The sequence below is a fragment of the Streptomyces sp. NPDC059582 genome (genome assembly GCF_042735715.1).
Taxonomy (GTDB): domain Bacteria; phylum Actinomycetota; class Actinomycetes; order Streptomycetales; family Streptomycetaceae; genus Streptomyces.
The window spans coordinates 107,315-132,590 of sequence record NZ_JBHWCC010000024.1; the positions used below are offsets into that span (position 1 = coordinate 107,315).

Annotated in this window: 22 protein-coding genes, 1 other RNA gene and 3 pseudogenes; 16 read left to right on the top strand and 10 right to left on the bottom strand. The window is 73.4% G+C overall.

Annotated elements, in window-relative coordinates:
* The first annotated feature begins 499 nt into the window (after nucleotides 1-499).
* The 3 genes from ACFV0T_RS21505 to ACFV0T_RS21515 all read left to right on the top strand — a co-directional run bounded on the left by ACFV0T_RS21505 (nucleotide 500) and on the right by ACFV0T_RS21515 (nucleotide 3,518).
* Entirely contained in the window at nucleotides 500-1,360 is an 861-nt protein-coding gene (locus ACFV0T_RS21505) for a MaoC/PaaZ C-terminal domain-containing protein (protein WP_385781342.1), read from the top strand.
* 97 nt (nucleotides 1,361-1,457) lie between these two features.
* Nucleotides 1,458-2,534 carry a Zn-dependent alcohol dehydrogenase gene (locus ACFV0T_RS21510; protein WP_385781345.1) on the top strand — a complete coding sequence of 359 codons (1,077 nt, stop codon included), beginning with the start codon at nucleotides 1,458-1,460 and terminating at the stop codon, nucleotides 2,532-2,534.
* A gap of 39 nt (nucleotides 2,535-2,573) precedes the next feature.
* Entirely contained in the window at nucleotides 2,574-3,518 is a 945-nt protein-coding gene (locus tag ACFV0T_RS21515) for a 3-oxoacyl-ACP reductase (RefSeq protein ID WP_385781347.1), read from the top strand.
* Nucleotides 3,519-3,680: 162 nt separating this feature from the next.
* Here the strand turns inward: ACFV0T_RS21515 and ACFV0T_RS21520 are convergent, their stop codons facing one another.
* Entirely contained in the window at nucleotides 3,681-3,836 is a 156-nt protein-coding gene (locus tag ACFV0T_RS21520) for a hypothetical protein (protein ID WP_385781350.1), read from the bottom strand.
* A gap of 95 nt (nucleotides 3,837-3,931) precedes the next feature.
* Nucleotides 3,932-5,080: a hypothetical protein gene (locus ACFV0T_RS21525; RefSeq protein WP_385781352.1), complete on the bottom strand. Its 1,149-nt coding sequence runs from the start codon at nucleotides 5,078-5,080 to the stop codon at nucleotides 3,932-3,934.
* 198 nt (nucleotides 5,081-5,278) lie between these two features.
* On the opposite strand from ACFV0T_RS21525, the gene ACFV0T_RS21530 reads away from it, so the two are divergent.
* The 3 genes from ACFV0T_RS21530 to ACFV0T_RS21540 are packed head-to-tail and all read left to right on the top strand — an operon-like array spanning nucleotide 5,279 to nucleotide 8,574.
* The gene (locus ACFV0T_RS21530) at nucleotides 5,279-6,142 is read left to right on the top strand and encodes a Nif3-like dinuclear metal center hexameric protein (RefSeq protein ID WP_385781355.1); all 864 of its coding nucleotides are present in this window, start codon (nucleotides 5,279-5,281) and stop codon (nucleotides 6,140-6,142) included.
* Nucleotides 6,139-6,882 carry a zinc ribbon domain-containing protein gene (locus tag ACFV0T_RS21535; RefSeq protein ID WP_385781415.1) on the top strand — a complete coding sequence of 248 codons (744 nt, stop codon included), beginning with the start codon at nucleotides 6,139-6,141 and terminating at the stop codon, nucleotides 6,880-6,882. The genes ACFV0T_RS21530 and ACFV0T_RS21535 overlap by 4 nt, the downstream gene beginning before the upstream one ends.
* 12 nt (nucleotides 6,883-6,894) lie before the next feature.
* Nucleotides 6,895-8,574: a bifunctional RNase H/acid phosphatase gene (locus tag ACFV0T_RS21540; RefSeq protein ID WP_385781358.1), complete on the top strand. Its 1,680-nt coding sequence runs from the start codon at nucleotides 6,895-6,897 to the stop codon at nucleotides 8,572-8,574.
* On the opposite strand, the gene eda is transcribed toward ACFV0T_RS21540, so the two are convergent.
* Entirely contained in the window at nucleotides 8,549-9,214 is a 666-nt protein-coding gene (gene eda, locus ACFV0T_RS21545; RefSeq protein ID WP_385781361.1) for a bifunctional 4-hydroxy-2-oxoglutarate aldolase/2-dehydro-3-deoxy-phosphogluconate aldolase, read from the bottom strand. The two genes, ACFV0T_RS21540 and eda, sit on opposite strands and share 26 nt — an antisense overlap.
* Nucleotides 9,215-9,286: 72 nt before the next feature.
* On the bottom strand, nucleotides 9,287-10,087 hold the full coding sequence (gene yaaA, locus ACFV0T_RS21550; protein ID WP_385781364.1) for a peroxide stress protein YaaA: 801 nt from the start codon (nucleotides 10,085-10,087) through the stop codon (nucleotides 9,287-9,289).
* Between the two features lie 76 nt (nucleotides 10,088-10,163).
* On the opposite strand from yaaA, the gene ACFV0T_RS21555 reads away from it, so the two are divergent.
* From ACFV0T_RS21555 to rnpB, 4 genes and pseudogenes are all read left to right on the top strand, one after another.
* Nucleotides 10,164-11,597, top strand: a complete 1,434-nt coding sequence (locus ACFV0T_RS21555) for an RNB domain-containing ribonuclease (protein WP_385781367.1) — start codon at nucleotides 10,164-10,166, stop codon at nucleotides 11,595-11,597.
* 76 nt (nucleotides 11,598-11,673) lie between these two features.
* On the top strand, nucleotides 11,674-12,501 hold the full coding sequence (locus tag ACFV0T_RS21560; protein ID WP_385781370.1) for a helix-turn-helix domain-containing protein: 828 nt from the start codon (nucleotides 11,674-11,676) through the stop codon (nucleotides 12,499-12,501).
* Between the two features lie 82 nt (nucleotides 12,502-12,583).
* Nucleotides 12,584-13,300 (top strand): annotated as a pseudogene (locus tag ACFV0T_RS21565) (DMT family transporter); the annotation flags it as partial.
* Nucleotides 13,301-13,430: 130 nt separating this feature from the next.
* Nucleotides 13,431-13,833: RNase P RNA component class A (rnpB, locus tag ACFV0T_RS21570), an RNA gene on the top strand.
* 132 nt (nucleotides 13,834-13,965) lie between these two features.
* On the opposite strand, the gene ACFV0T_RS21575 is transcribed toward rnpB, so the two are convergent.
* Nucleotides 13,966-14,319: a MazG-like family protein gene (locus ACFV0T_RS21575; RefSeq protein WP_385781373.1), complete on the bottom strand. Its 354-nt coding sequence runs from the start codon at nucleotides 14,317-14,319 to the stop codon at nucleotides 13,966-13,968.
* Between the two features lie 148 nt (nucleotides 14,320-14,467).
* Nucleotides 14,468-15,013 carry a DoxX family protein gene (locus ACFV0T_RS21580; protein WP_385781376.1) on the bottom strand — a complete coding sequence of 182 codons (546 nt, stop codon included), beginning with the start codon at nucleotides 15,011-15,013 and terminating at the stop codon, nucleotides 14,468-14,470.
* Between the two features lie 141 nt (nucleotides 15,014-15,154).
* On the opposite strand from ACFV0T_RS21580, the gene ACFV0T_RS21585 reads away from it, so the two are divergent.
* A complete protein-coding gene (locus tag ACFV0T_RS21585) occupies nucleotides 15,155-15,481 on the top strand; it encodes a nuclear transport factor 2 family protein (protein WP_385781379.1) in 327 nt (108 codons plus the stop codon).
* Between the two features lie 177 nt (nucleotides 15,482-15,658).
* Complete coding sequence (locus ACFV0T_RS21590) at nucleotides 15,659-16,645, top strand: aldo/keto reductase (protein WP_385781382.1); 987 nt, start codon at nucleotides 15,659-15,661, stop codon at nucleotides 16,643-16,645.
* A gap of 25 nt (nucleotides 16,646-16,670) precedes the next feature.
* Here ACFV0T_RS21590 and ACFV0T_RS21595 read toward each other — a convergent pair whose 3' ends face one another.
* Nucleotides 16,671-16,850: a hypothetical protein gene (locus ACFV0T_RS21595; RefSeq protein ID WP_385781384.1), complete on the bottom strand. Its 180-nt coding sequence runs from the start codon at nucleotides 16,848-16,850 to the stop codon at nucleotides 16,671-16,673.
* A 120-nt stretch (nucleotides 16,851-16,970) separates the two neighbouring features.
* Nucleotides 16,971-17,117, bottom strand: a pseudogene (locus ACFV0T_RS21600) (ABC transporter permease); the annotation flags it as partial.
* 272 nt (nucleotides 17,118-17,389) lie between these two features.
* On the opposite strand from ACFV0T_RS21600, the gene ACFV0T_RS21605 reads away from it, so the two are divergent.
* The gene (locus ACFV0T_RS21605; RefSeq protein ID WP_385781387.1) at nucleotides 17,390-18,646 is read left to right on the top strand and encodes a D-alanyl-D-alanine carboxypeptidase family protein; all 1,257 of its coding nucleotides are present in this window, start codon (nucleotides 17,390-17,392) and stop codon (nucleotides 18,644-18,646) included.
* A 253-nt stretch (nucleotides 18,647-18,899) separates the two neighbouring features.
* On the opposite strand, the pseudogene ACFV0T_RS21610 reads toward ACFV0T_RS21605, so the two are convergent.
* Nucleotides 18,900-19,259 (bottom strand): annotated as a pseudogene (locus ACFV0T_RS21610) (SDR family oxidoreductase); the annotation flags it as partial.
* A gap of 90 nt (nucleotides 19,260-19,349) precedes the next feature.
* Here ACFV0T_RS21610 and ACFV0T_RS21615 point away from each other — a divergent pair.
* Nucleotides 19,350-21,005 carry an alkaline phosphatase D family protein gene (locus ACFV0T_RS21615; protein ID WP_385781389.1) on the top strand — a complete coding sequence of 552 codons (1,656 nt, stop codon included), beginning with the start codon at nucleotides 19,350-19,352 and terminating at the stop codon, nucleotides 21,003-21,005.
* A 307-nt stretch (nucleotides 21,006-21,312) separates the two neighbouring features.
* Here the strand turns inward: ACFV0T_RS21615 and ACFV0T_RS21620 are convergent, their stop codons facing one another.
* Entirely contained in the window at nucleotides 21,313-22,341 is a 1,029-nt protein-coding gene (locus tag ACFV0T_RS21620) for a Gfo/Idh/MocA family protein (protein WP_385781392.1), read from the bottom strand.
* Between the two features lie 87 nt (nucleotides 22,342-22,428).
* Here ACFV0T_RS21620 and ACFV0T_RS21625 point away from each other — a divergent pair, with 87 nt between their 5' ends.
* Both ACFV0T_RS21625 and ACFV0T_RS21630 read left to right on the top strand, forming a co-directional pair.
* Nucleotides 22,429-23,826 (top strand): multidrug effflux MFS transporter, encoded by a 1,398-nt coding sequence (locus ACFV0T_RS21625; protein ID WP_385781395.1) that lies wholly within the window; start codon nucleotides 22,429-22,431, stop codon nucleotides 23,824-23,826.
* Nucleotides 23,763-24,953, top strand: coding sequence for a serine hydrolase domain-containing protein (locus tag ACFV0T_RS21630; RefSeq protein ID WP_385781397.1), 1,191 nt, complete (start codon nucleotides 23,763-23,765; stop codon nucleotides 24,951-24,953). The genes ACFV0T_RS21625 and ACFV0T_RS21630 overlap by 64 nt, the downstream gene beginning before the upstream one ends.
* The last annotated feature ends 323 nt before the right edge of the window (nucleotides 24,954-25,276 follow it).

A 25,276-nucleotide genomic window follows, 5' to 3' on the forward strand; every position in this document is an offset into this window, starting at 1 on the left:
GGACAAATGTCACGGCCTGCGACGGCCGCTTCCGGGACGGGAACTGACGCAGTGTCAGGAGTCTTCACAAGTGCTGGGGCCTGGGCTATACAGGGGGACGCCGTACTGGAACGCGTTCTAGAACCGGCGGGTTCCGCGGCCCCGTGACGACCTCGGTGCGGCCGACGGTGCGGACGGCCGTGCCGGGGTCTTGCCGGGGTCCCACGGAGTCCGCACCGGGGTCCGCACGGGGCCGTACAAGGTCCCGGGGGTCCCACCGGGGCCGTCCCACCAGGGCTGTTCCCGCCGGGGCCCGGCCCGTCACCAGCGTCAGCCGTCCTCCAGCGTCAGCCGTCCTCCAGCGTCAGCCGTTCTCCAGCGTCAGCCGTCCCCAGCGTCAGCCGTTTTCCAGCGTCAGCCGTCCCAGCGTCAATCGCGACCCAGTGTCAGCCGTCCCCAAGCGTCAACCACCCAGCCTCAACCGCCACCAGCGTCAGCCGCCGTCACCCTCAGGAGTCCCATGCCCATCGACGCAGCCAAGGCAGTCGCCGCCGCCCCCCGCTCCGGCGAGATCACCTGGGACAGCAAGGACATCCAGCTCTACCACCTCGGTATCGGCGCCGGAACCCCCGCCACCGACCCGGACGAGCTGCGCTACACCCTGGAGTCCCGGCTGCACGTCCTGCCCAGCTTCGCCACCGTCGCCGGTGGCGGCAAGCCCGGCGTGATCAGCGGACTGTCCCTGCCCGGCATCGAGGTCGACCTGGCCCGCGTGCTGCACGGCGGCCAGTCGCTGACCGTCCACCGCCCGCTGCCCGCACAGGGCACCGCGACCACCACCGGCCGGATCGCCGCCGTGTACGACAAGGGCAAGGCAGCCGTCCTGGTCATGCGTACCGAGGCCGCCGACGCCGACGGCCCGCTGTGGACCAACGACGCGCAGATCTTCGTACGCGGCGAGGGCGGCTGGGGCGGCGACCGCGGCCCGTCCACGCGCCTCGAACCCCCGGTCGGCCCGCCGGACCGGGTCGTCGAACGAACCGTCCGCGAGGACCAGGCCCTCCTCTACCGCCTCTCCGGCGACTGGAACCCGCTGCACGCCGACCCCGAGTTCGCCAAGGTGGCCGGCTTCGAACGGCCCATCCTGCACGGCCTGTGCACCTACGGCATGACGCTGAAGGCGGTCGTCGACACCCGGCTCGACGGCGACGTGACCCGGGTACGCGGCTATGTCACCCGCTTCGCCGGGGTCGTGTACCCGGGCGAGACCCTGCGCATCCGGATGTGGCGGCACGGGGACGGGGAGATCCGCGTCGCCGTGAGCGCCGTCGAGCGGAACGAGGCACCCGTCCTCGCCGACACCGTCGTACGGCACACCTGAACCTGATTCCCCCACCACCTGAGCCCGCTCCGTCCGCCAGCACTTCTCAGCCCGCCCACTGTCATTCCTGAACCCGCCCGCCGAGGGGAGCCGCACCATGCGCGCAGCCGTACTGCACGAGATCGGCCAGGACAAGCTGGAGGTCCTCGACGACGTCGAGGCGGTGGGCTTCGGCCCCGGCAGGGTGAGGATCCGGGTGCGGGCCACGGGCCTGTGCCACTCGGACCTGTCCGCGATGAGCGGGGTGCTGCCGCAGCCCGCGCCGTTCGTGCCGGGGCACGAGGGCGCGGGCGAGATCCTCGAAGTGGGCGAGGGCGTGCGCCATGTGAAGGCCGGGGACCGGGTCGTGGTCTGCTGGCTGCCGGCCTGCGGCGCGTGTCCGGCCTGCAAGCGCGGGCAGACCGAACTGTGCCTGGCCGGGTTCATGAACGCGGGCATCCCCAACTTCCGGCGGGCCGGCGGCGACGTCTTCGGCTTCGCCGGCACCGGCACCTTCACCGAGGAGGTCGTCGTCGACGCCGGATGCGCGGTCCCGATCCCCGACGACGTGCCCTTCGACATCGCCGCCCTCATCGGCTGCGGGGTCACCACCGGGCTCGGCGCCGCCCTCAACACCGCGGACGTGACGGCCGGTTCGTCGGTCGCCGTGATCGGGTGCGGGGGAGTGGGCATCTCCGCGATCCAGGGGGCGCGGCTCAAGGGCGCCGCCGAGATCGTCGCCGTCGACCCGGTCGCCGCCCGGCGGGAGGCCGCCCTGCGGTTCGGCGCCACGAAGGCCGTCTCGCCGGACGAACTGCCCGACGCCAAGCAGCAGGTCACCGTCGGAGAGGGCTTCGACTACGTCTTCGAGGTCGTCGGCAGGTCCGCCACCGCCCGCACGGCGTACGACAACACCCGGCGCGGCGGCACGCTCGTCGTCGTCGGCGCCGGAGCCATGGACGACCACCTCCAGCTCAACATGTTCGAGCTGTTCTTCGACGAGAAGCGCATCCTGCCCTCGATGTACGGCGGCGGTGACGTCCTGCGCTCCTACGAACGGACCATCGCCCTGTGGCGGGCCGGCCGGATCGACCTGGCGGGCCTGATCACCCACCGGGTGCCGCTGGCCGACATCAACGAGGCCCTGGACCAGATGCGCACGGGCACGGCCCTGCGTACGTGCATCGAGATCTGAACCCACCGGCGTGGCGGGGTACCTGGGGAAGGGGACTTGATGGCACTGCCACTCGAAGGTCGGTCCGCGGTCGTCACCGGCGCGGGCCGCGGGCTCGGCCGGGTCGAGGCGCTCGAACTCGCCCGGCTCGGCGCGGCCGTGGTCGTCAACGACTACGGACAGCCGGGCCGCGACGGCTCGGGCACGGCGTCCGCCGGGCCCGCCGAGGAGGTCGCCGCCCAGATCCGGGCGGCCGGCGGCCGCGCCCTCGCCCACACCGGGGACGTCGCCGACTTCGGACAGGCCCGTGACCTGGTGGAGCTGGCGGTCGCGGAGTTCGGCGCGCTGGACATCCTGGTCAACAACGCGGGCATCCTGCGGGACCGCATGGTCTTCTCGATGTCCGAGGGGGAGTGGGACTCCGTGATGCGGGTCCACCTCAAAGGCCACTTCAACACCACCCGCTTCGCGGCCGCGCACTGGCGGGAGCGGTCGAAGGCGGCGGGCGGGCCGGTGTACGGGCGGATCGTGAACACCTCGTCGGAGGCGTTCCTGGCCGGCTCGGCCGGACAGCCCAACTACGCGGCGGCGAAGGGCGGAATCGTCGGTCTGACCACCTCCACGGCCCTCGCCCTGGCGAAGTACGGCGTCACGGCGAACGCCATCTGCCCGCGCGCCCGCACCCGGATGACCGAGGACGTCTTCGCGGGAGCCGGGTTCGAGCCCCCGGCCGAGGGCCTCGATCCGCTCGCCCCCGAGCACGTCGCCCCGCTTGTCGGCTATCTCGCCTCACCCGCCGCCGCACGGATCAACGGGCAGTTGCTCGTGGTCCACGGAGGCATGGTGGCGATCGTCGAACGGCCGCGTGTGCAGGCGCAGTTCGACAGCAAGCAGGACACGTTCAGCTACGACGAGCTGGACGCCCTGCTCACCCCGCACTACGCGGACCGTCCGCAGGGGGAGACGTTCGCGGCGGCGGAGGTGCTGGGACTGAGGCGCCGCTGAGGAAACCCGGGAATCCGGCTCCGAGGACGAGGCCGTCAGGAAAGCGGGCCTGTGGCCGAGGGGCGGGCGTCGAGGCGGCGGGCCTGTGGCCGAGGGGCGTCAAGGAAGCGGAAAGGGCCCGCACATCAGCTGACGTGCGGGCCCCTCCCGGCGTACGGTCGGTCAGACCGACGCTTCGGCTTCCTCGGCCGGCCTGCGGTGACGGCCGTGAGGGGCCGTCTCGCCGTCCTGCGCCGAGTTCTGACCGCGATGCTTGCCGTGGCCGGAGTCCTCCCAGGTGCCGGAGGGCTGCGGCTGCGTCGTCCTTGCGTCGTTCATCGGAAACTTCACCCCGTCAACATGATCCTTCTTACAGCCGGGCGAGTCTAACCAACCCGCCTCGGGCCGAATCCAGGCGGCCACGCCAACCGGCACTACTTCGTTACAAGACGTCCCAGCGGCGCCTGCTGCAAGGGCACGGGACGGGGAGTGACCGGCTGCGGAGCTTCCGGTTCCGCGGGTTGCTCCGGCTCCGCCCACACCCTCGCCGGTGCCGCGGGCGCCGCCACCTCCGCCACTGCGCACGGCGCCGCCTCCGTGGCGTACGGCAGCCGCAGCACCCCGTCCGGCGTCCACAGCCCGGACCCTGCCAGCCACCCCTCGGGCGCCGGAAGATGGTGCACCTGCCGCTCGGCCGGCCGCCACACGCCGACCCAGGTGCCGGCCGGCCCGTCGACGCGCAGCGCCACCGCGCAGCCCTCCGGCATCAGCACCTGCCCCGGCTGGATCGCGAACGGTGTCACCCCGCACTCCGGAACCCGCAGGCACTCCGGGAAGCGCACCGGCAGCGTGCTGCCCAGGACGCCCCAGCCGAGCCGGTACTCGCCCGGCGAGGGCGCGTCCGAGCGGATCAGCAGCAGCCCGCTGTCGGGGTCGGCGAGCAGGACCCGGTCGTCGCTGTCCGCCGCGATCTGCAGCAGCGGCGACACCTCGCCCCCGCGCTCCAGATCCACCACGACCGCCTTGGTCCGGCCCCCCAGCTCCCGGTCCAGGGCCAGCATCCGCCCGGCACGGTCCAGCCACACCCCGCCCGAGCAGCGCCCGGGGAGCTCGGCGAGGTGCTCGGGCCCGAAGGCACCGCCCGCCACCAGCCACACCGCCGTGGAGCGCCGGCCCACGGCGAGGGCGTAGGCCCGCTCGCCGCCCGGGGCCGGGGGCAGCAGCCACAGCCGGCTGCCCTCGTCCGGGCACTCGACGGCGCCCAGGGGCAGCTCGCCGGTGCCCGGGCCGGTGGGGTAGAGGAGCGAGAAGACATGCCGCCCGTCGACCAGCCGGTGGATGAGGACCCGTCCGTCCCCCATCGGCTGCACCTCGGTGCCGGGCTCCTCCGGCTGGTGGCCGGGCAGCGGCACGGCGTACGGCTCGTGGCCGTCGAGCGTCCAGCGCTCCGGGAACCAGGAGTCACCGTCGCCGTCGCGCGCGAGGCGGGCGGCGTAGGAGCCGTCCGCCGTGATGGCGCAGCCCGCCCGCGGCGCACCGTCGTCCTCGCCGGTCGCCGAAGGTTCGATCGCACAGGCCGTCATCGTTCGCTCACCTCCGGCGACGAAGCTAGTTTTCGTACGCACGGACGTGGGACCGCCGAGCGGTCGCTTCACACATAAGGATGGTGCAGAAGCGATTCGCCTGAGCGGGGCGAGGCCGGTGTGCTGAGTGGTGACGGTCCCGGCCGGTGCGGGCGGAGCCGGTACTGCCGGACAGAACAGCCAGGTAGCCTTGCCCCCGTGCCCCGTCTGTCTGAAGTCATCGCCGCGCTGGAGAACCTGTGGCCCGCCGAGCGGGCCGAGTCCTGGGACGCGGTCGGCACCGTGGTGGGCGACCCCGACCAGGAGGTCTCCCGGGTCCTGTTCGCCGTCGACCCGGTTCGCGAGATCGTCGACGAGGCGGTGAAGCTGGGCGCCGATCTGCTGGTCACCCACCATCCGCTCTACCTGCGCGGTACGACGACGGTCGCGGCCTCCACCTTCAAGGGCCGCGTGGTGCACACCCTGATCAAGAACGACATCGCGCTGCACGTCGCCCACACCAACGCCGACACGGCCGACCCGGGAGTCAGCGACGCCCTCGCCGGAGCGCTCGACCTGCGGGTGGTCCGTCCGCTCGTACCGGACCCCACCGACCCCGAGGGCCGCCGCGGCCTGGGCCGTGTCTGCGAACTGGACCACCCGGTGACGCTCCGCGACTTCGCCGCCCGCGCCGCCGAGCGGCTGCCCGCGACCGCGCAGGGCATCCGGGTCGCCGGTGACGCCGAGGCGGTGCTGCGCACGGTCGCCGTCAGCGGCGGTTCCGGCGACAGCCTCTTCGACCAGGTGCGCGCGGCCGGCGTCGACGCCTTCCTCACCGCGGACCTGCGCCACCACCCGGCGGGCGAGTTCATGGCGGCCGGCACCCACAGTCCTCTCGCGCTGCTCGACGCGGCGCACTGGGCCACCGAGTGGCCCTGGTGCGAGCTGGCAGCCGCCCAGCTCGACGAGATCTCCGACCGGTACGGATGGGACCTGCGCGTCCACGTCTCGACCACGGTCACCGACCCCTGGACGGCCCACGCGGCGTCCACCACGACGAAAACCCCTGGAGCCCCCAACTGAACGCCGCGCCCGCCGACCAGATCCGACTTCTCGACGTCCAGGCCCTCGACGTACGCCTCCAGCAGCTCGCGCACCGGCGGAGGTCGCTGCCCGAGCACGCCGAGATCGACTCGCTGACCAAGGACCTCACGCAGCTGCGCGACCTGCTGGTGGCCGCGCAGACCGAGGAGAGCGACTGCGCCCGCGAGCAGACCAAGGCCGAGCAGGACGTGGACCAGGTCCGCCAGCGCGCCGTCCGGGACCAGCAGCGCCTGGACTCGGGCGCCGTCACCTCCCCCAAGGACCTGGAGAACCTCCAGAAGGAGATCGTCTCCCTCGCTAAGCGGCAGGGCGACCTCGAGGACGTCGTCCTGGAGGTCATGGAGCGCCGTGAGAGCGCCCAGGAGCGGGTGGGCGAGCTGACCGAGCGGACCGGCTCCGTCCAGTCGAAGATCGACGACGCCACGGCCCGCCGGGAGGCGGCCTTCGAGGAGATCGACGGCGAGGTCGCCACGGTGACCAAGGAGCGTGAGGTCATCGCCGGTGTCGTGCCGGCCGACCTGCTCAAGCTCTACGACAAGCTGCGTCAGCAGCAGGGCGGTGTCGGCGCGGCCAAGCTGTACCAGCGCACCTGCCAGGGCTGCCGCCAGGAGCTCGCGATCACCGACTTCAACGAGGTCCGCGCGGCGGCGCCCGACAAGGTCGTCCGCTGTGAGAACTGCGGCCGCATCCTGGTGCGTACGTCCGACTCCGGCCTGTAAGGAGCCTTCGGCGTGCGGGAGTTCATCGTCGAGGCCGACGGCGGTTCCCGGGGCAACCCGGGGCCCGCGGGCTACGGGTCCGTGGTCATCGACGCGGCGACGGGGGAGACGCTCGCCGAGCGGGCCGAGTACATCGGCGTCGCCACGAACAACGTCGCCGAGTACCGGGGTCTGGTGGCTGGCCTGCGCGCCGCCCGCGACCTCGACCCGACCGCCGAGGTCCACGTCCGCATGGACTCCAAGCTCGTCGTCGAGCAGATGTCGGGCCGCTGGAAGATCAAGCACCCCGGCATGAAACCGCTCGCGGCGGAGGCGGCGCGGGTGTTCCCGCCGGGGCAGGTCACCTACGAGTGGATCCCCCGCGAGCGCAACAAGCACGCGGACCGGCTGGCGAACGAGGCGATGGACGCCGGCAAGCGTGGCGAGCAGTGGGCGGCGTCGACCTCCACGGCGGAACTGGACACCCGCGTGTCGCGCGCCACCACCCCCGAGCCCGAGGGGCCACCCGGAGACGCCACGGCGGGCGCGGCACGGGTCCGGGCGGCGCTGACGGGCCGCGGGTCCACCGAGGCCGCCCCGCAGGCCGAGGACTCGGCCGGCGCGGAGACGGATGACGGGGGGCGTGCGGCCACACCCGGTACCCGCGAGCGGGCGGCCGAGGCCGCCGGTGCGCCCGCCGTCGAGGCCGGTCCCGGACCGCGCGCCGCCGAGGCCGGGACGCGCACGGACGACCCTGGCGCGAGCGCCGAGACGGGCGGGCGTGGCTCGCGGGCCGATGCTGATGCCGCTACGAGTGCCGGTGCCGGTGCGAGCGCCGACGCGGGCGATCGGGCCGCGAGCGCGCGCCCGGGCGGGACCGCCGACGGCGCCACCGACTCCGACCCCCCTGCCGCGAACGCCCCTGTGGCGAACGCACCCGCACCCGCCCCTTCCACCGAAGCCGACGCCGACTCCGACGCGGACCCCCTCGCCGCGCAGGGCGATCGCCGTGGTCGTGGCGCGAAGGCCGAATCCGACGTCCGGGCCGCTCGTGGTGTGGCCGCGCCCGGGTGGGCGCCCGCTGACATGGGAGCGCCGGCGACCTTCGTGCTGTTGCGGCACGGGGAGACGCCGCTGACCCCGCAGAAGCGGTTCTCCGGAAGCGGTGGCAGCGACCCGTCCCTCTCCGCCGTCGGCCGGGAGCAGGCCGAGCGGGTCGCCGCGGCGCTGGCCCGGCGCGGCACGATCGAGGCGATCGTCGCTTCCCCCCTCGCCCGTACCCGTGAGACCGCCGGGGCCGTCGCCGCCCGGCTGGGCCTGGAGGTGACGGTCGACGACGGGCTGCGCGAGACCGACTTCGGCGTCTGGGAAGGGCTCACCTTCGGCGAGGTCCGCGAGCGCTACCCGGACGACCTGAACGCCTGGCTCGCCGACCCGGAGGCCGAACCGACCGGCGGCGGCGAGAGCTTCGCGGCGACCGGCACCCGGATCGCCGCCACCCGCGACCGCCTGGTCGCGGCGTACGCGGGCCGCACGGTGCTGCTGGTCTCCCATGTGACGCCGATCAAGACGTTCCTGCGGCTCGCCCTCGGCGCTCCACCGGAGGCCCTGTTCCGTATGGAACTCTCCGCCGCCTCCCTCTCGGCGGTGGCGTACTACGCCGACGGCAACGCCAGCGTGCGCCTGTTCAACGACACGTCCCACCTGCGCTGAGGGCCGCCGCCTCGCGGGCCAGCCGCTCGACCCGGTCCCAGTCCCGCGCCGCGAGCGCGTCCGCCGGGATCATCCAACTTCCGCCCACACAGGCGACGTTGGGCAGTGCCAGGTACTCCGGCGCGGACGCCGGCCCGATCCCGCCCGTCGGACAGAACCGCGCCTGCGGCAACGGCCCGGCCAGCGACTTCAGATAGGCCGTGCCGCCCGCCGCCTGCGCCGGGAAGAACTTCATCTCCCGCACCCCGCGCTCCAGCAGCGCCACCACCTCGGACGTGGTCGACACCCCCGGCAGGAACGACACCCCGGACGCCCGCATCGCCGTCAGCAGTACGTCCGTCCACCCCGGGCTCACCAGGAATCGCGCCCCGGCCGCCGTGCTCGCCGTCACCTGCTCCGGTGTGATCACCGTGCCCGCGCCGACCACCGCGTCCGGCACCGCGCCGGCGATCGCCCGGATCGCGTCGAGGGCGGCGGGCGTCCGCAGCGTCACCTCGATCGCGGGCAGCCCGCCCGCGACCAGGGCCCGCGCCAGCGGTACGGCGTCGCCGGCGTCGTCGAGCACGACGACCGGTACGACGGGCGCGAGGTCCAGTACGGACACCGGGGCAGCCGAAGAGGAGGGCAGGGGTGAGCTCATGGCCTCATCCTGCCCGTGTGATGCAGCCTGCGCAAAGAGCGTTGCGCAGGATGCAACGCTGAGCGGAGGTCCTCAATGGATCTCCGTCACCACCACGTCCAGCGCCCACGGCCGCCCCGCCCGCGCGGGCGCCTGCGCCTCCACCACGTACCCGAGGTCCCGCAGCGCCTCCACCAGCCCGGCCGGGTTTTTCGGCGCGATCCCCGCCGCCAGCAGACCGCGCACGATCCGCCCCTTGGTCGCCTTGTTGAAGTGGCTGACCACCGAGCGCTTCTCCACCCCGTCCACGACCTGGGAGTGCAGCACCCGCACGGTCGCCGTGCGCCCGGCCACCTCACCGGTCGGCTTCCACGCCGCCGAGTACGCCGACGACCGCAGGTCCAGCACCAGCCCGTCCCCGGCCGCCTCGGGCAGCGCCGCCGCCATCGGCGTACGCCAGTGCGCGCCCAGCGCCCCGAGCCCGGGCAGTCTCACGCTCATGGAGCAGCGGTACGAGGGGATCCGGTCCGTCACCCGGACCACACCCCACAGCCCCGAGAAGACCAGCAGGGAACGCGCGGCACGCCGCTTCGCGGCCGCGTCGAGGGAGTCCAGGCCGAGAGCGTCGTAGAGGACACCCGTGTAGATCTCCCCGGCCGGCCGCGCGCCCGCCGTCCGCAGCTCCACGTTCTTCGCGACCTCGCCCCGCAGGCCCTCGCTCAGCCCGAGCACCTCGCGCGCCTTGTCCTCGTCGCCCGCGCACAGCTCGACCAGCTCGCCGAGAACGGCCTCACGAGCGGCGGTGAGCTCCGGCAGCGACAGCGACTCCGGCTTCAGCGGGGCGCCGCGGCCGGACGAGGCCTTGCCCTCGGAGGGCGGCAGCAGGACAAGCACAGGGGGGTCTCCTTCTCTAGAGCTCCGAGCCAGCGTACGGCGTGCCACTTGCCCGGCCCCGCCCTACGCTCGACGCATGCCCTGCCGCCACATCAGCGTGACCGGCGCCCCGGAGTGCTCGCTGCGGCTCGCCCTCACCGCGCTGCGCGCCGGGCTCGACGTGTCCGAGAGGTTTCCGCCCGCGGTCCTGGCCGAGGCGGACCGTGCGGCGGCGGCCCCCGTACTGCCGGCCTACGACGCCACCGACATCCCCTTCTTCACCGTCGACCCGCCCGCCTCCGCCGACCTGGACCAGGCGCTGCACCTGTCCCGGCGGGGCACCGGCTACCGCGTCCGGTACGCCATCGCCGACGTCGCCGCCTTCGTCGCACCAGGCGGAGCGCTGGACGCCGAGGCCCACCGGCGGGTTACCACCCTGTACTTCCCGGACGAGCGGGTCCCGCTGCACCCGCCGACACTCGGCGAGGGCGCCGCGAGCCTGCTCCCGGACCAGGTGCGCCCGGCCGCCCTGTGGACGATCGACCTCGACGCGGACGGCCGTACGCTCGCCGCCGACGTCCGCCGGGCCCTCGTGCGCAGCAGGGCGAAGTTCGACTACGCGGGCGTACAGAAGCGGATCGACGACGGCACCGCCGAGGAACCGCTCGCCCTGCTGAAGACCGTCGGACAGCTGCGCGAGCGGCTGGAGGCCGAGCGCGACGGGATCTCGCTGCACGTGCCCGAGCAGGAGGTCGTCGAGCACGACGACGCGTACGAGCTGACGTACCGCGCGGTGCGGCCCGCCGACGTCTGGAACGCCCAGATCTCCCTGCTCACCGGCATGGCGGCGGCCGACCTGATGCTGGCGTACGGCACGGGCGTGCTGCGCACCCTGCCCGCCGCCCCGGACGGCGCCGTCGGCCGGCTGCGCCGTACCGCGCACGCCCTGCACATCGACTGGCCGCACCACGTCTCGTACGCGGAGCTCATCCGCTCCCTCGACCCGCGACTGCCGCACCACGCGGCCTTCCTCCAGGAGTGCACGACCCTGCTGCGCGGCGCCGGTTACACGGTCTTCCGTGACGGCCTCCTCCCGGACATCACCGCCCACGCGGCGGTCGCCGCGCCCTACGCCCACTGCACGGCCCCACTGCGCCGCCTCGCCGACCGCTACGCCGCCGAGCTCTGTCTCGCGGCCGTCGCGGGCCAGCACCCGCCCGACTGGGTGCTCGCCGCCCTCGACGCGCTGCCGGCCGAGATGCGCGACGGCAGCCGGCGCGCGGCCACGGTGGAGCGCGCCGGAGTCGACATCGTCGAGGCCGCACTGCTCAGGGACCGCGTCGGCGACCTCTTCGACGGCTGCGTGGTGGACGTCGAGCAGCACCGACCGACCGTCGGAACCGTCCAGTTGAGGGACCCGGCGGTGATCGGCCGGATCGAGGGCGGCCACCTTCCGCTGGGTGAACGGCTGCGGGTCCGGCTCACCCAGGCCGACCCGATCACGGCGAAGGTACGCTTCGCACCCGCCTGACCGGCACCGCCGAGGCGGCATGGAAACGCGGCCCGCGGGCGTTGTACGTCCCACAGGACCTACACGGGGGTGTCGGATGGCTGAGCAGGCGTTGTGGACCCGGGCGCGACTGGGCCGCTGCGGCCCGCCCCTCGACCTGCTCACTGCCCGTTTCGACAAGCACGTCTACGCCCCGCACGCGCACGAGGAGTTCACCGTCGGCGTCTGCGTCGGCGGCTCCGAGATCATCGACTACCGCGGCGGCCACATCCGTACCGGACCGGGCTCCATCGTCGTCCTGGCACCGGGCGAGATGCACACCGGCGGCCCGGGCAACACCACCGACGGCTACGCCTACCGCGCGCTGTACGCGGCCCCCGGCCTGCTCACCGAGGGCACCCTCGGCCCAGGCCTCCCGCACTTCCGCGACCCCCTCGTCGACGACCCGGAACTCGCCGCCGCCCTGCGCCGCACCCACACCGAACTCAGCGCCTGCCCCGACCCGCTGGAGGCCGAGTCCCGGCTGCCCTGGCTGCTCACGGCCCTGGCACAGCGCCACTCCACGGCCCGCGCGGTCGCCGACACCGTGCCCGGCGCCGGGCACATCGCCGACATCGTCCGCGACCGCCTCGCCGACGAACTCCTCGCGCCGCCCTCCCTCGCCGACCTGGCCGCCGACCTGGGCCTGTCCCGCTACCAGTTGCTCCGCGCCTTCCGTACGACGATGGGCGTACCGCCCTACGCCTGGCTCGCCCAGTACCGGGTGACCCGTGCCCGCGGCCTGCTGGAGTCCGGGCTGCGCGCGGCCGAGGTCGCCCCGCTCGTGGGCTTCGCGGACCAGGCGCACCTCACCCGGTGGTTCCGCCGGGTGCTGGGGGTGACCCCGGCGGCGTACCGCAACAGCGTTCAAGACAGCGGGCACTGACCGGGCCGACACTCGCCGTATGACTGCACGCGGCTGGTTCCTGTTCTCCCTGATGGGAGTGGTCTGGGGTATCCCCTACCTGATGATCAAGGTGGCGGTGGACACCCTGTCCCCGTCCATGGTGGTGTTCGTGCGCTGCGCCCTCGGCGCACTGCTCCTGCTGCCCTTCGCCATCCGTCAGGGCGGCCTGATCCGCACCGTCCGGGCGCACTGGGCGCCCATGCTGGCCTTCGCGTGCATCGAGATCATGGGGCCCTGGTTCACGCTGACGGACGCCGAGCGGCACCTGTCGAGCTCCACCGCCGGCCTGCTGATCGCGGGCGTCCCGATCGTCGGCGTCCTCGCGGCCCGCTTCTTCGGCGACACGGAGGTGCTGGGCAGACGCCGGATCGCGGGCCTAGCCCTCGGCCTGGCCGGCGTGGCCGTCCTCACCGTCCCGCACCTGACGGGCGGCGACGCCCTCTCCCTCGCCGAGGTGCTGCTGACGGTCGTGGGCTACGCGACGGCCCCCCTGATAGCCGCCCGCCGCCTGAAGGACGTCCCCACCCTCCAGCTCATCGCCCCCTGCCTGACCCTGGCCGCCCTGGTCTACGCCCCCGCCGCGGCCGCCACCCGGCCCGCCGAGGCCCCGTCCGCCGAGGTCCTGGCCGCCCTCGTGGGCCTGGGCGTCGTCTGCACGGCCGTCGCCTTCGTCGCCTTCCTGGAGCTGATCAAGGAGATCGGCCCGACCCGCTCGACCGTCATCACGTACGTCAATCCGGCGGTCGCGGTGGCCGTGGGAGCCCTCTTCCTCGACGAGCGCCTCACGGCGGGGATCGTCGCCGCCTTCCTCCTCATCCTGGTGGGCTCGGTGCTGGCGACGGCCGGGGAGCGGAAGCCGGCGGGCGAGAGGAAGCGGTCGCGCCCGGTAGCATGGTCCACACGGCAGACGAGCCGGGCGGACGGCCGCGTGGAGTCCCCCTAGGGGGCTTCCCGAGGAACGTCCGGGCTCCACAGGGCAGGGTGATGGCTAACGGCCACCCGGGGTGACCCGCGGGACAGTGCCACAGAAAACAGACCGCCGAGGGCTTCGGCCCTCGGTAAGGGTGAAACGGTGGTGTAAGAGACCACCAGTGCCCAGGGCGACCTGGGCAGCTAGGTAAACCCCACCCGGAGCAAGGTCAAAAGGAAGCACCCCGGTGCTTCTGCGCGGACGTTCGAGGGCTGCCCGCCCGAGTCCGCGGGTAGACCGCACGAGGCCGGCGGCAACGCCGGCCCTAGATGGATGGCCGTCTCCCCGGCCGCCGCGAGGCGACCGGGCGACAGAACCCGGCGTACAGCCCGACTCGTCTGCCGTTCCTTTTGCGGTTCCTTTCGGTCCCCTTCCGGCCTTCCGGTGCTTTGGCCGGTCAGGGCCGAAGGCCGCTCGGCGTGACACGGCCGCCTTGGGGGATCTGCCAGGGAAGGCCGCCGACACGGGGGCCGTCAGCGCGGAAGCGAGCGTTCCGTGACGCGTGCCAGGTGGCCGGCGAAGACCTCGCGGGCGTCGGGGGTCAGCGTGCGCAGTGCCACCAGGGCGGTGATCACGACGTCGCACAGTTCCGACTCGACGTCGGCCCAGGTGTGCGTGACGCCCTTGCGCGGGTTCTGGCCGGTCGCGCCGATCACCGCCTGGGCGACCTCGCCGACCTCCTCCGACAGCTTCAGCATGCGCAGCAGGAGGCCTTCACGGCCGTCGACCGGCTGATCGGCCTCCAGCCAGGCCCACAACTCGTCGACTGAGGTCCAGAGGTCCACGGGGGCGGCTGCGGCGACGGCGGGGGAGTCCTGATCACTCATGGACGCAGCCTGCCATGCGCCGCCGGTGCCGAGACCGGGACGCCGAGACCCGGACGTCGAGACCGGGACGCCGAGACCGGGACGCCGAGACCGGGACGCCGAGACCCGGACGTCGAGACCTGGGCGTCCAGACCCGGGCGCGAAAGGCCTACTCCTCGAAGAGCGCCTGCTGTTCGCCGCCCGCCTGTTCCCGCAGCCGCCTGGTGCGGCGGCCCACCACCATGCCGGTGACCACGGCCGACGCGCCCAGTGCCGCCGGGACCATCCATCCCCGGTTGCAGACGTACCCGAGCGCGTGGTCCAGGGAGAACCGGCCCGGCCCGGCGACCGCGAGGCTGGTGGCGCACAGGCCCAGGGTGGCCGGGTACTCGAATCCGCCGCCCTGGGCGAAGAACCCGTTCGGCACGTGCACCGAGCTCGCCCCGGCCATGGCACCGGCAGCCGCCGCGCCCGCCGCCGGGGTCGCCAGCCCCAGGGCCAGCAGCGTCCCGCCGCATGTCTCCGCCAGGCCCGACGCCGCCGCGCTCATCTTTCCCGGCACGTACCCGACGGACTCCATGTACTGGCCGGTCCCCTCGAGCCCGTACCCGCCGAACCAGCCGAACAGCTTCTGTGTGCCGTGTGCGGCCAGCACCCCGCCGGTACCCAGTCGGAGCAGCAGCAGGCCCAGATCTCGTCGGTCGAAGCAGGTCACGAGTACTCCCCTGAGTCGTCAGCAGGAACAGGCCCGCACGCGGGTCTCCACGTGAACACCGTGGCACTCCCGCTCCTGGCGGGCCCGCTCTGGACGCTGTTCGGGTGGCGGGGGCCCGGGAGCGGTGCGAGCGTGGCCCGCATGACGATTCAGACAGCCAGACTCAGCGACCCGGCCGTCCGCGCCTTCGTCACCGCCGTCAACGCGCACGACCGCGAGGCCTTCATGGCGCTGCTCACGCCCGACGCGACCATGGCGGACGACGGCGCCGACCATGACCTCGCGGACTGGATCGACCAGGAGATCTTCACCTCCCACGGTCATCTGGAGGTCGACCGGGAGTCGGCGGGCGGCCGGGCGCTCGTCGCCCACTACAGCAACGACACCTGGGGCGAGATGCGCACCCGGTGGAGTTTCACGGTCGAGGACGACGGCAGGATCTCGCGGTTCGAGACCGGCCAGGCGTAGGCAGCAGGCGCAGGTGGCGGGCGCGGGCGCGGGCGGGAGTCGTACGACCTCTTGCACCTCCGCCGTCGTTCGATCCGCGCCGCCCGCGCCGCCCGCGCCGTCGCACGACCCTCGGGGCCTTCCCCCTCGCACGACCCCTTGCGCTGAAGTGCGCTCCAACTCCTAGCGTGGTCGGACATGGAGACCAACAGGACACTGGGACGCAGCGGCATCCGGGTCAGCGCCCTCGGCTTCGGCTGCTGGGCCATCGGCGGCGAGTGGCAGACCCCCGACGGACAACCCCTGGGCTGGGGGAAGGTCGACGACGACGAGTCCGTACGGGCGATCCGGCGCGCCCTCGACCTCGGCGTCACCTTCTTCGACACCGCCGACGCCTACGGCACCGGGCACAGCGAGCGCGTGCTCGGCCGGGCGCTGGGCAAGCGGCGGGACGATGTCGTCGTCGCCACCAAGTGGGGCAACCTCTTCGACGAGCGCACCCGGACCGCCGACGGCCAGGACGCCTCCCCCGAGCACGCTCGCCGCGCCCTGACCGCCTCGCTCGCCCGGCTCGGCACCGACCACGTCGACCTCTTCCAGCTGCACCTCTCGGACGCCGACCCCGAGCAGGCGGCCCGACTGCGCGACGCCTGCGAGGAGTTCGTCCGGGAGGGCCTCGTACGGGCCTACGCCTGGAGCACCGACGACCCGGCGCGGGCCGCGGTCTTCGCCGAGGGCCGGCACTGCACGGCCGTACAGCACGCGCTCAACGTGTTCCAGGACGCGCCCGCGATGCTGGCGCTGTGCGAGGACTTGGACCTGGCGAGCGTCAACCGCAGTCCGCTCGCCATGGGGCTGCTCACCGGCAGGCACTCGGGCCGTCCCGCCCTCGAAGCGGGGGACATCCGCAGCCGGCCGCCGGCCTGGCTGCCGGGCTTCGGCGACGGCTCCGGCGCCGACCCCCAATGGCTCGCCCGGGTGGAGGCGCTGCGGGACGTCCTGACCAGCGGCGGCCGTACGCCCGCCCAGGGCGCCCTGGCCTGGATCTGGGCGCGCAGCCCGCGCACCGTGCCGATCCCCGGCTTCCGGTCGGTCGCGCAGGCCGAGGAGAACGCGGGCGCGATCGCGAAGGGGCCGCTCACCGCCGGGCAACTGGCCGACGTCGACCGGATACTCGGAAGGTGAGCGGGCCCTTCGGAGAACCGGAGGGTCAGTACGCCTGACCGTCGTGCGCCCGGACGTCGTATCTCCGACCGTCGTACGGCCGGCCGCCGTGCGCCTGCGTCGCGTACGGCCGGCCGCCGCCCTGCTCGGTCAGTGTGATCCGGCCGGACCTGATGGTGGCCGGCCGCGGCGCGCGGCGGTTGATGGACGAGTAGTGGGTGACCATGACGAAGGTCGGGCCGTACTCGTGTCACAGGCCTTCCAGCGGGTCCATGATGTCGTCGCGGGTGCCCTCGTCGAGGGTGCCGGTGGGCTCGTCGGCGAGCAGCACCTTGGGCTTCTTGACCAGGACCTCGTCCTGGGCCTGAGTCATGCCTGCGGACACCGAGTTGACGGTGCTGACCAGGGCGATTCCGAGCGCCAGACCCAGTGCGATGACCAGAGCCGCCTTCTTGCGCCGGCTCAGTTCGCGCTTGAGATAGATGCCAAACATCCCGTTCCTCGAAGGTTCTCGGCGCCCGCTGTGGGCGCGGCCACAAGCCAGGAAGAGACCTTTGGGTCCTCCTGAGGAATGGATGTGCGCGGACTGAGAATGCGCGGCCCGGGATCAGAGTTCCGTAAGACAGCCGATTCCCGGGCCGTGATGGGGTCGTTGCCAGGAAACCCCTGTTCAATGGCCCGTCCGTCGGCCTTGTTCGGGTTTCCTTCGCGGATTTCCGCGGACCCGGTGTGCGCGGTCGTGGGGCGGCTTTGTACGGTCCCGGAGTGCGCGAATCCTCCCGGCTGACCCGGCGTTCCCTGCTCGCTCTCACCGCGGCCGCCCCGTTGGCCGCCGCCGTGCCCACCTCCGCCGCCGCCGCGCCGGACGGAAACGGCTCGACCGGCTCGACGGCCGCGACCGCCACGGCCCGTGCGACCGGCGCGACCCGTGCGACCGACGAGACCGGCACGACGCGTTCGACCGGCGTGATCGGTGGAGAGAGGCTGACCCGGGCCGGGGTCCAGGTGCAGGGTGCCACCGGGCTGCCGGGCAAGCTCTCCGCCCGCGCCTGGCTGCTCGCCGACCACGAGTCCGGCGAGGTGCTGGCCTCCTACCGGGCGCACCAGCGCCTGGCGCCCGCGTCCACGCTGAAGATGCTGTTCGCCGACACCGTCCTGGCGAAGTTCGGGCGGACCGAGCGGTACCGGGTCACCGACGCGGACCTGGCCGACGTTCCGGCGGGCTCCAGCCTCGTCGGCGTCAAGCCGGGGATCACGTACACGGTCGAACAGTTGTGGCAGGGCGTCTTCCTGCGCTCGGGCAACGACGCGGTGCACGTGCTCGCGCGGATGAACGGCGGCCTGGCGAAGACGGTCGCCGAGATGCAGGCGCGGGCCGTGGACCTCCAGGCCCTGGACACCCACGTGGTCAGCCCCGACGGCTTCGACCACAAGGGACAGCTGTCGTCGGCGTACGACCTGACGCTCTTCGGCCGGCACGGGCTGAAGGACGCCGACTTCCGTGCCTACTGCGCGACGAGGACGGCCGACTTCCCGGCGGGCGGCAGGAAGAAGTTCCAGATCCAGAACACCGACCGCCTGCTGTCGGGCGCGTACGGGGTGAAGCCGTACCCGGGTCTGATAGGGGTGAAGAACGGTTACACCAGCAACGCGGGCAACACCTTCACCGGCGCCGCCACCCGGGGCGGCCGCACCCTGATCGTCACCGTGATGCACCCCACGAGCGGCTACAACGCCGTCTACGAGGAGACGGCCGCGCTGCTCGACTGGGGTTTTTCGACGGCGGGTTCGGCCCGGGCGGTGGGCACGCTGGTCGAGCCGCTGAGCGAGGGCGGGGCGAGCGCCGCGCCGTCCCGGAAGGCGGTGGTGGCGGCGGCCGGACCGCCCGGTGCCGCGGCGGGCGGCACCTCGGCGTGGCGGCTGGCGGAAGGGGGCGTGGTGGCGGCGGCGCTGCTGGCGGGCGGTGCGTACGCGCTGCGCAGGCGCCTGGCGGGCCGTGCCGGAAGCCGGCCGACCGGGTGAGCTGCACGGCAGCCGTTCCACGGATCGGTGCGTACCCCGCGGTCCCACGCGAGGTCCACCCCCACCCGACGCCGTGGAACGGCTGCCGCATCCCCCCTCGGTTTGGCCTGCGGAACCCCACCGCTCTAAATGTGAAGCTCTTGTGTAGGCGAGTCGAGCATAAGCCCGTAACCGGCCGCAATGGTACGGACGGTCAAATTCCGTTTGTGCAAGTTGACGACTTGACGATCCGTGGGGCGGGCGCGCGGCGCGCTCAGCCCCGGTCCACGTACGGCATCGTCGTCGCCAGTACGGTCGCGAACTGGACGTTCGTCTCCAGTGGCAGCTCGGCCATGTGCCGCACGGTGCGCGCCACGTCGGCCACGTCCATCACCGGCTCAGGGGCGGTCCTGCCGTCGGTTTGGAGCGCGCCCGTCTGCATCCGGGCCGTCATGTCGGTGGCCGCGTTGCCGATGTCGATCTGACCGACCGCGATCCCGTACGGCCGTCCGTCCAGGGACAGGGACTTGGTCAGGCCCGTCAGCGCGTGCTTGGCCGCGGTGCGGGCGGCCGAGTGCGGGCGGGGCGCGCGGGCCGACACCGAGCCGTTGTCGATGATCCGGCCGCCCTGCGGGGCCGCCGTCCGGGTGGTGCGTGCCGGGCGGGGGCGTGTCGTGCGTGGTCGGCCCCCCGTCTCCTCCCTCAACTGTCCGGGGAGGAAAGAATGGCAAGCGCAGCGTTCCCGTCGCATCCGGACTCTTCGCGGCACGCGCCCGAACTCCGGGCCGCCGCCCGCCACATCGGCCGTCGCCGCCTCCTCGGCGCCGCCGGCGCGGCCATGGCGCTCGCCTTCGCCGCCGACCTCCCCAGACCCGGAGTGGCCGCCGCCGCGGAGCTGGACGCGGCGCGCATCGACGCCCACCCCTTCACCCTCGGGGTCGCCTCGGGCGACCCGCTGCCCGGCTCGGTGCTCCTGTGGACCCGGCTGGCGCCCGCCCCGTACCAGCCCGACGGCGGACTGCCCGCCGAACGCGTCGACGTCGGCTGGGAGGTCGCCCGCGACGAGGCGTTCGCCACCGTCGTCAGACGGGGCACCGCCACCGCGCACCCCGAGTTCCGGCACACCGTCCACGTCGAGGTCGACGGCCTCGAAGCCGACCGCGTGTACTACTACCGCTTCCGCGCCGGCAGCTGGCTCAGCGAGACTGGCCGCACCCGCACCGCGCCCACCGAGGCCTGCCGTGTCGCGTCGCTCACCCTCGCCGCCGTCGCCTGCCAGGCCTACCAGGACGGGTACTTCACCGCCTACCGCCACCTCGCCGAGGACGACGTCGACGTCGTCTTCCATCTCGGCGACTACGTCTACGAGTACGCGGTGGACGCGGCCGGCGGCGCCCGTGCCTACACCGACCGCAGGCTCCCCGCGCTGTTCGACCACGAGGCCGTGTCGCTGGAGGACTACCGGCTGCGCTACGCCCTCTACAAGACCGACCCCGACCTGCGGGCCGCGCACGCCGCGCACCCCTTCGTCGTCACCTTCGACGACCACGAGACCGAGAACAACTACGCGGGCGCCGTCCCCGAGAACACCGACTCCGCACCCGAGTTCCTGCTGCGCCGTGCCGCCGCCTACCGGGCCTACTGGGAGCACCAGCCACTGCGCCCGCCGCAGCTGCCCGTGGGCCCGGACATGCGCCTCTACCGGCGGCTGCACTGGGGCCGGCTCGCCCAGTTCGACGTGCTCGACACCCGCCAGTACCGCTCCGACCAGGCCTACGGCGACGTCCCGCACGTCCCTGGCCCGCAGAGCGAGGACCCGGCCCGCACGATGACCGGCGCGGCCCAGGAGCGGTGGCTCCTCGACGGCTGGCGCTCCTCGGCGGCGCTGTGGAACGTCGTACCGCAGCAGGTCTGTTTCTCCCGGCGGAACATGGGCCTCGCCCCGGTCGCCGAGGTCTCCATGGACGCCTGGGACGGCTACCCGGCCGCCCGCCGCCGCGTCCTCGACGGTGCGAAGGAGGCCGGCGTCGAGAACCTGATGGTGCTCACCGGCGACGTGCACGTCGGCTTCGCCTTCGACATCAAGGAAGACTTCGACGACCCGTACTCCCGCACCGTCGGCACCGAGATCGTGGCCACGTCGATCTCCAGCGGCCGGGACGGCTCCCGGCGGCCCGGGAACTGGGCCACGTACATGACCGCCAACCCGCACCTGAGGTTCTACGACGGGCGGCGCGGCTACGCCCGGGTCACGCTGGGGCAGCAGCTGGCCCGCGCCGACTTCAGGACCGTGCCGTACGTGACGGCGCCCGGGGCGCCGGTCACGACGGCCTGTTCCTTCGTGACAGAGGTGGGGGAGCCGGGCCTCAAGCCGGCCTGAGCCCGGGCCCGATGGCGCCTGGGGGCCTGGGCGGCGTCCCCGGAATCCGTGGCGTCTGCGGATCTCGTGGTGTCGCCGGGATCCGAAGTGTCGCCGGGATCCGAAGTGTCGCCGGGATCTGAAGTGTCTCCAGGGTCCGAAGTGTCTTCGGGATCCCGGGTGTCCCCGGATTCCGAGGCGACCCGGATCCCGAGGCGACCCGGATTCCGAGGCGACCCGGATTCCGAGGCGACCCGGAGGCCGTGGCGAGCCGGATTCCGACGCGAGCCGGACGCCGTGGCGTCCTCGGATCCCCGGCGTCCGGGGGCTACTCGGTGTCTGCGGATCCCGCGGCGGCCTCGCCGGGATAGCGCACGCCGACGCGGTCGCGGATCGTGTCGAGCGTGCGCATCACCGCGAGGGTGCCGTCGAGCGGGACGAGCGGGGACTCGGTCTCGCCGGCCCGCACGGCGCGCATGACCTCCCTGGCCTCGTGCCGGAGGCTGGTGCGGGGGCCGTCGGCCGGGTCGGCCGTGAATTCCTCCGGGTCGCGGCCGTCGCGGTGCAGCACGAAGCGGTCCGGGTGGAAGAAGCCGCCGGGGATGTCGATCCGGCCGGCCGCGCCGGTGACCGAGGCGGTGGTGCCCGTACCGCCCACAACGGAGCAGTGCACCGAAGCAAGAGCGCCACTCTCCCAGGAGAGCAGTGCTCCCGTCTGGAGATCGACACCCTCCTCCGACAGCACCGCTCTCGCCGCGATGTCCGACGGCTCCCCGAGCAGCAGCTGCGCGAACGACACCGGATACACGCCGAGATCCAGCAGCGCGCCCCCGCCTTGAGCCGGGTCACGCAGCCGGTGCGACGGCGGGAAGGGGCCCGCCAGCCCGAAGTCCGCCTGCACGGTCCGCACCTCGCCGATCGCGCCGTCGTCGACCAGCGCCTTCAGCCGACGCACCAGCGGATTGCAGTACATCCACATCGCCTCCATCAGGAAGCTCCCGCGCTCGCGCGCCAGCGCGACCAGTTCCCGGGCCTCGCGCGCGTTCAGCGTGAACGCCTTCTCGCACAGCACGTTCCGCCCGGCCTCCAGGCACAGACCGGCGGCCGCCCGGTGCGCCGAGTGCGGGGTGGCGACGTACACGACATCGATGTCCTCGTCCCGCGCGAGGGACTCCCAGTCGCCGTACGCCCGGGGAATCCCGAACCGCTCCGCGAAGGCCTCCGCCGACGCCCGCGTCCGGGAGGCCACCGCCACCACCCGGGCGTCCGGCAGATCCACCAGGTCCGCCGTGAACGCCGCCGCGATCCCACCGGTCGCCAGGATCCCCCAGCGCACACTGTCTTCCGTCACCGTCATGCGGCGCCCACCCTCGCTCATGTGGCCATCGGCACTCTGTACGAGCTGAGAGCATAGGTGGCGGATCACTCGGAGAGGGAGGGGCGCATGTCCGAGCGCGGGGCGGCGATACCGGGCCTGGAACAGGAGCCACGGCAGAGGCCGCAGGCGAAGCCGCGGCAGACGCCGCGAGCGAAGCCGCAGGAGACGCCGGAACAGACGCCTGAACAGAGCAGCGACGCCGGGGCCGTGGTGGCCGACGGCCGTTCCCTGCGCCGCACCGGCCTCCTCGTCACCCTCGTCCTCGGCGGACTGACCGCCACGCCCCCGCTGGCGATGGACATGTACCTCCCGGCCCTGCCCGAGGTCACCGAGGCCCTGCACGCACCCGCCGCGACCGTCCAACTCACCCTCACCGCCTGCCTGGCCGGCATGGCGCTCGGCCAACTGGTCGTCGGCCCGATGAGCGACCGCTGGGGGCGCCGGCGTCCGCTGCTGGTCGGGCTCGCGGTCTACATCGTCGCCACCGCCCTGTGCACGCTGGCGCCCGACGTGGCGTTCCTCATCGCCTTCCGGCTGGCGCAGGGGCTCGCGGGCGCGGCCGGCATCGTCATCGCGCGGGCCGTCGTTCGGGACCTGTACGACGGAGTGGCCATGGCCCGCTTCTTCTCCACGCTCATGCTGGTCTCCGGGGTCGCTCCGATCGTCGCGCCGCTGATCGGCGGGCAGATCCTGCGGGTGACGGACTGGCGGGGCGTCTTCGCCCTGCTGACGGTCGTGAGCGTGCTGCTGGCGGCGCTGGTCTGGGCGAAGCTGCCCGAGACCCTGGCCCCGGCCCAGCGGCACGGCGGCGGGGTCGGCGAGGCGCTGCGCACCCTGCGCGGGCTGCTCGCCGACCGCGTCTTCACCGGGTACGTCCTCACGGGCGGCTTCGCCTTCGCCGCGCTGTTCGCTTACATCGCGGCCTCTCCGTTCGTGATCCAGAAAATCTACGGCGCCTCCCCACAGACCTTCAGCCTGCTGTTCGGGCTGAACTCCGTGGGTCTGATCGTCGTCAGCCAGATCAACGGGAAGGTGCTGGTCGGCCGGGTCCGCCTCGACAAGGTGCTGGCCGTCGGCCTGGCGACCGTGATCCTCGCCGCGACCTCCCTGCTGCTGATGTCCACGGGCGCCCTCGGCGAGGTCGGCCTGGCCCCGGTGGCCGCCGGGCTGTTCGTGCTGATGTCGGCGATGAGCATCACGCTGCCCAACGCCCAGACCCTCGCCCTGATGCGCGTGCGGCACACCGCCGGATCCGCGTCCGCCCTGCTCGGCACGTCCTCCTTCCTCATCGGGGCGATCGCCTCCCCGCTCGTCGGCGTGGCCGGGGAGCACACCGCCGTGCCCATGGCACTGGTCCAACTGACGGCCGCACTGGTGGCGCTGGCCTGCTTCGTGGGAATGTGCCGTCCCTGGCACACACCCGCGGGCGGGTCGGAGCCCGAGAGCCCGGAGGAGGGGAACTGAGCGCGCCGAAACTGCGCAGCGACACACCGGAACGCGCCGGACTGGACGCCGGGGAGCTGCGCGACCTCGTCCGTGAGGTCCACGGCCTCACCACGGGAGAGCGCCCCTGGGCGGCCGGCACCGTCGTGGTCGCCGGACGCGGCCCGGTGATCGCCGTCGCGGAGGCGGCCGGCTGGGCGGTGCGTCACGCGTCGTACGACCCGGGCACGGACACGGGCGTGGAACTGCCGCCCGAGGACCGGGTGCCGATGACCGTCGACACCCCCTTCGACCTGGCCTCGCTCACCAAGCTGTTCACCTCCGTCGCCGCGGTGCAGCAGATCGAGCGCGGCACGCTCGGGGTCGACGCCCGTGTGGGCGCGTACCTGCCGGACTTCCGCGCCGCCGCCGCGCACGACGTCACCGTCCGGCAGTTGCTCACCCACACCTCCGGTCTGCGCCCCGAACTCCCGTTGTACGACTGCGCGAACGACGAGGAACGGCTGGCCCTGCTGCGGGCGGAGGCGCCGGTGGGTCCGCCCGGCGCGTACCGCTACTCCGACCTGAACCTGCTGCTCCTGCAGCACGTCCTGGAACGGATCACCGGCCGCACCCTCGACGTCCTCGTCCACGAGGGCATCACGCGCCCGCTGGGCATGACCGCCACCGACTTCGGGCCCTGCCCGGGCGCGGCGGCGACCGAGGACCAGCGGCGCCCCTGGGCCAAGGCGGACCGGGGCATGCTGCGGGGCGTGGTCCACGACGAGAACGCCTGGGCGCTGGGCGGGGTGGCCGGTCACGCGGGCCTGTTCTCCACGGGGCGGGACCTGGCGGTGTTCTGCCGTGCGCTGCTGGGCGGCGGCTCCTACGGGCCCGCCCGCATCCTCGGCCCGGACTTCGTGGAACTCCTGCTGACCCCGCCGGGCCTCGGATTCGCCCTGGACCAGTCGTGGTTCATGGGAGAGCTGGCGGGCCGGGGAGCGGCGGGCCACACCGGTTTCACCGGGACCTCCCTGGTGCTGGACCCGGCCACGGACACCTTCCTCGTCCTGCTGGCCAACACCGTCCATCCGCGGAGACGTCCACCGGACAGCGCACCGCGGGCGGCGGCGGGGACACGGCTGGCCCGGGCGGTGCGCGGGGCGTAGCCGCGGGTACGGCTCCTGGTCCCCGGGACCGGGCGGTGCGCGGGGGGTGGCTACGGGTACGGCTCCTGGTCCCTGGGCCCGGGCGGTGCGCGGGGGGTGGCTACGGGTACGGCTCCTGGTCCCTGGGCCCGGGCGGTGCGCGGGGGGTGGCTACGGGTACGGCTCCTGGTCCCTGGTCCCGGGCGGTGCGCGTGGGGTGGCTACGGGTACGGCTCCTGGTCCCTGGGCCCGGGCGGTGCGCGGGGGGTGGCTACGGGTACGGCTCCTGGTCCCTGGGCCCGGGCGGTGCGCGGGGGGTGGCTACGGGTACGGCTCCTGGTCCC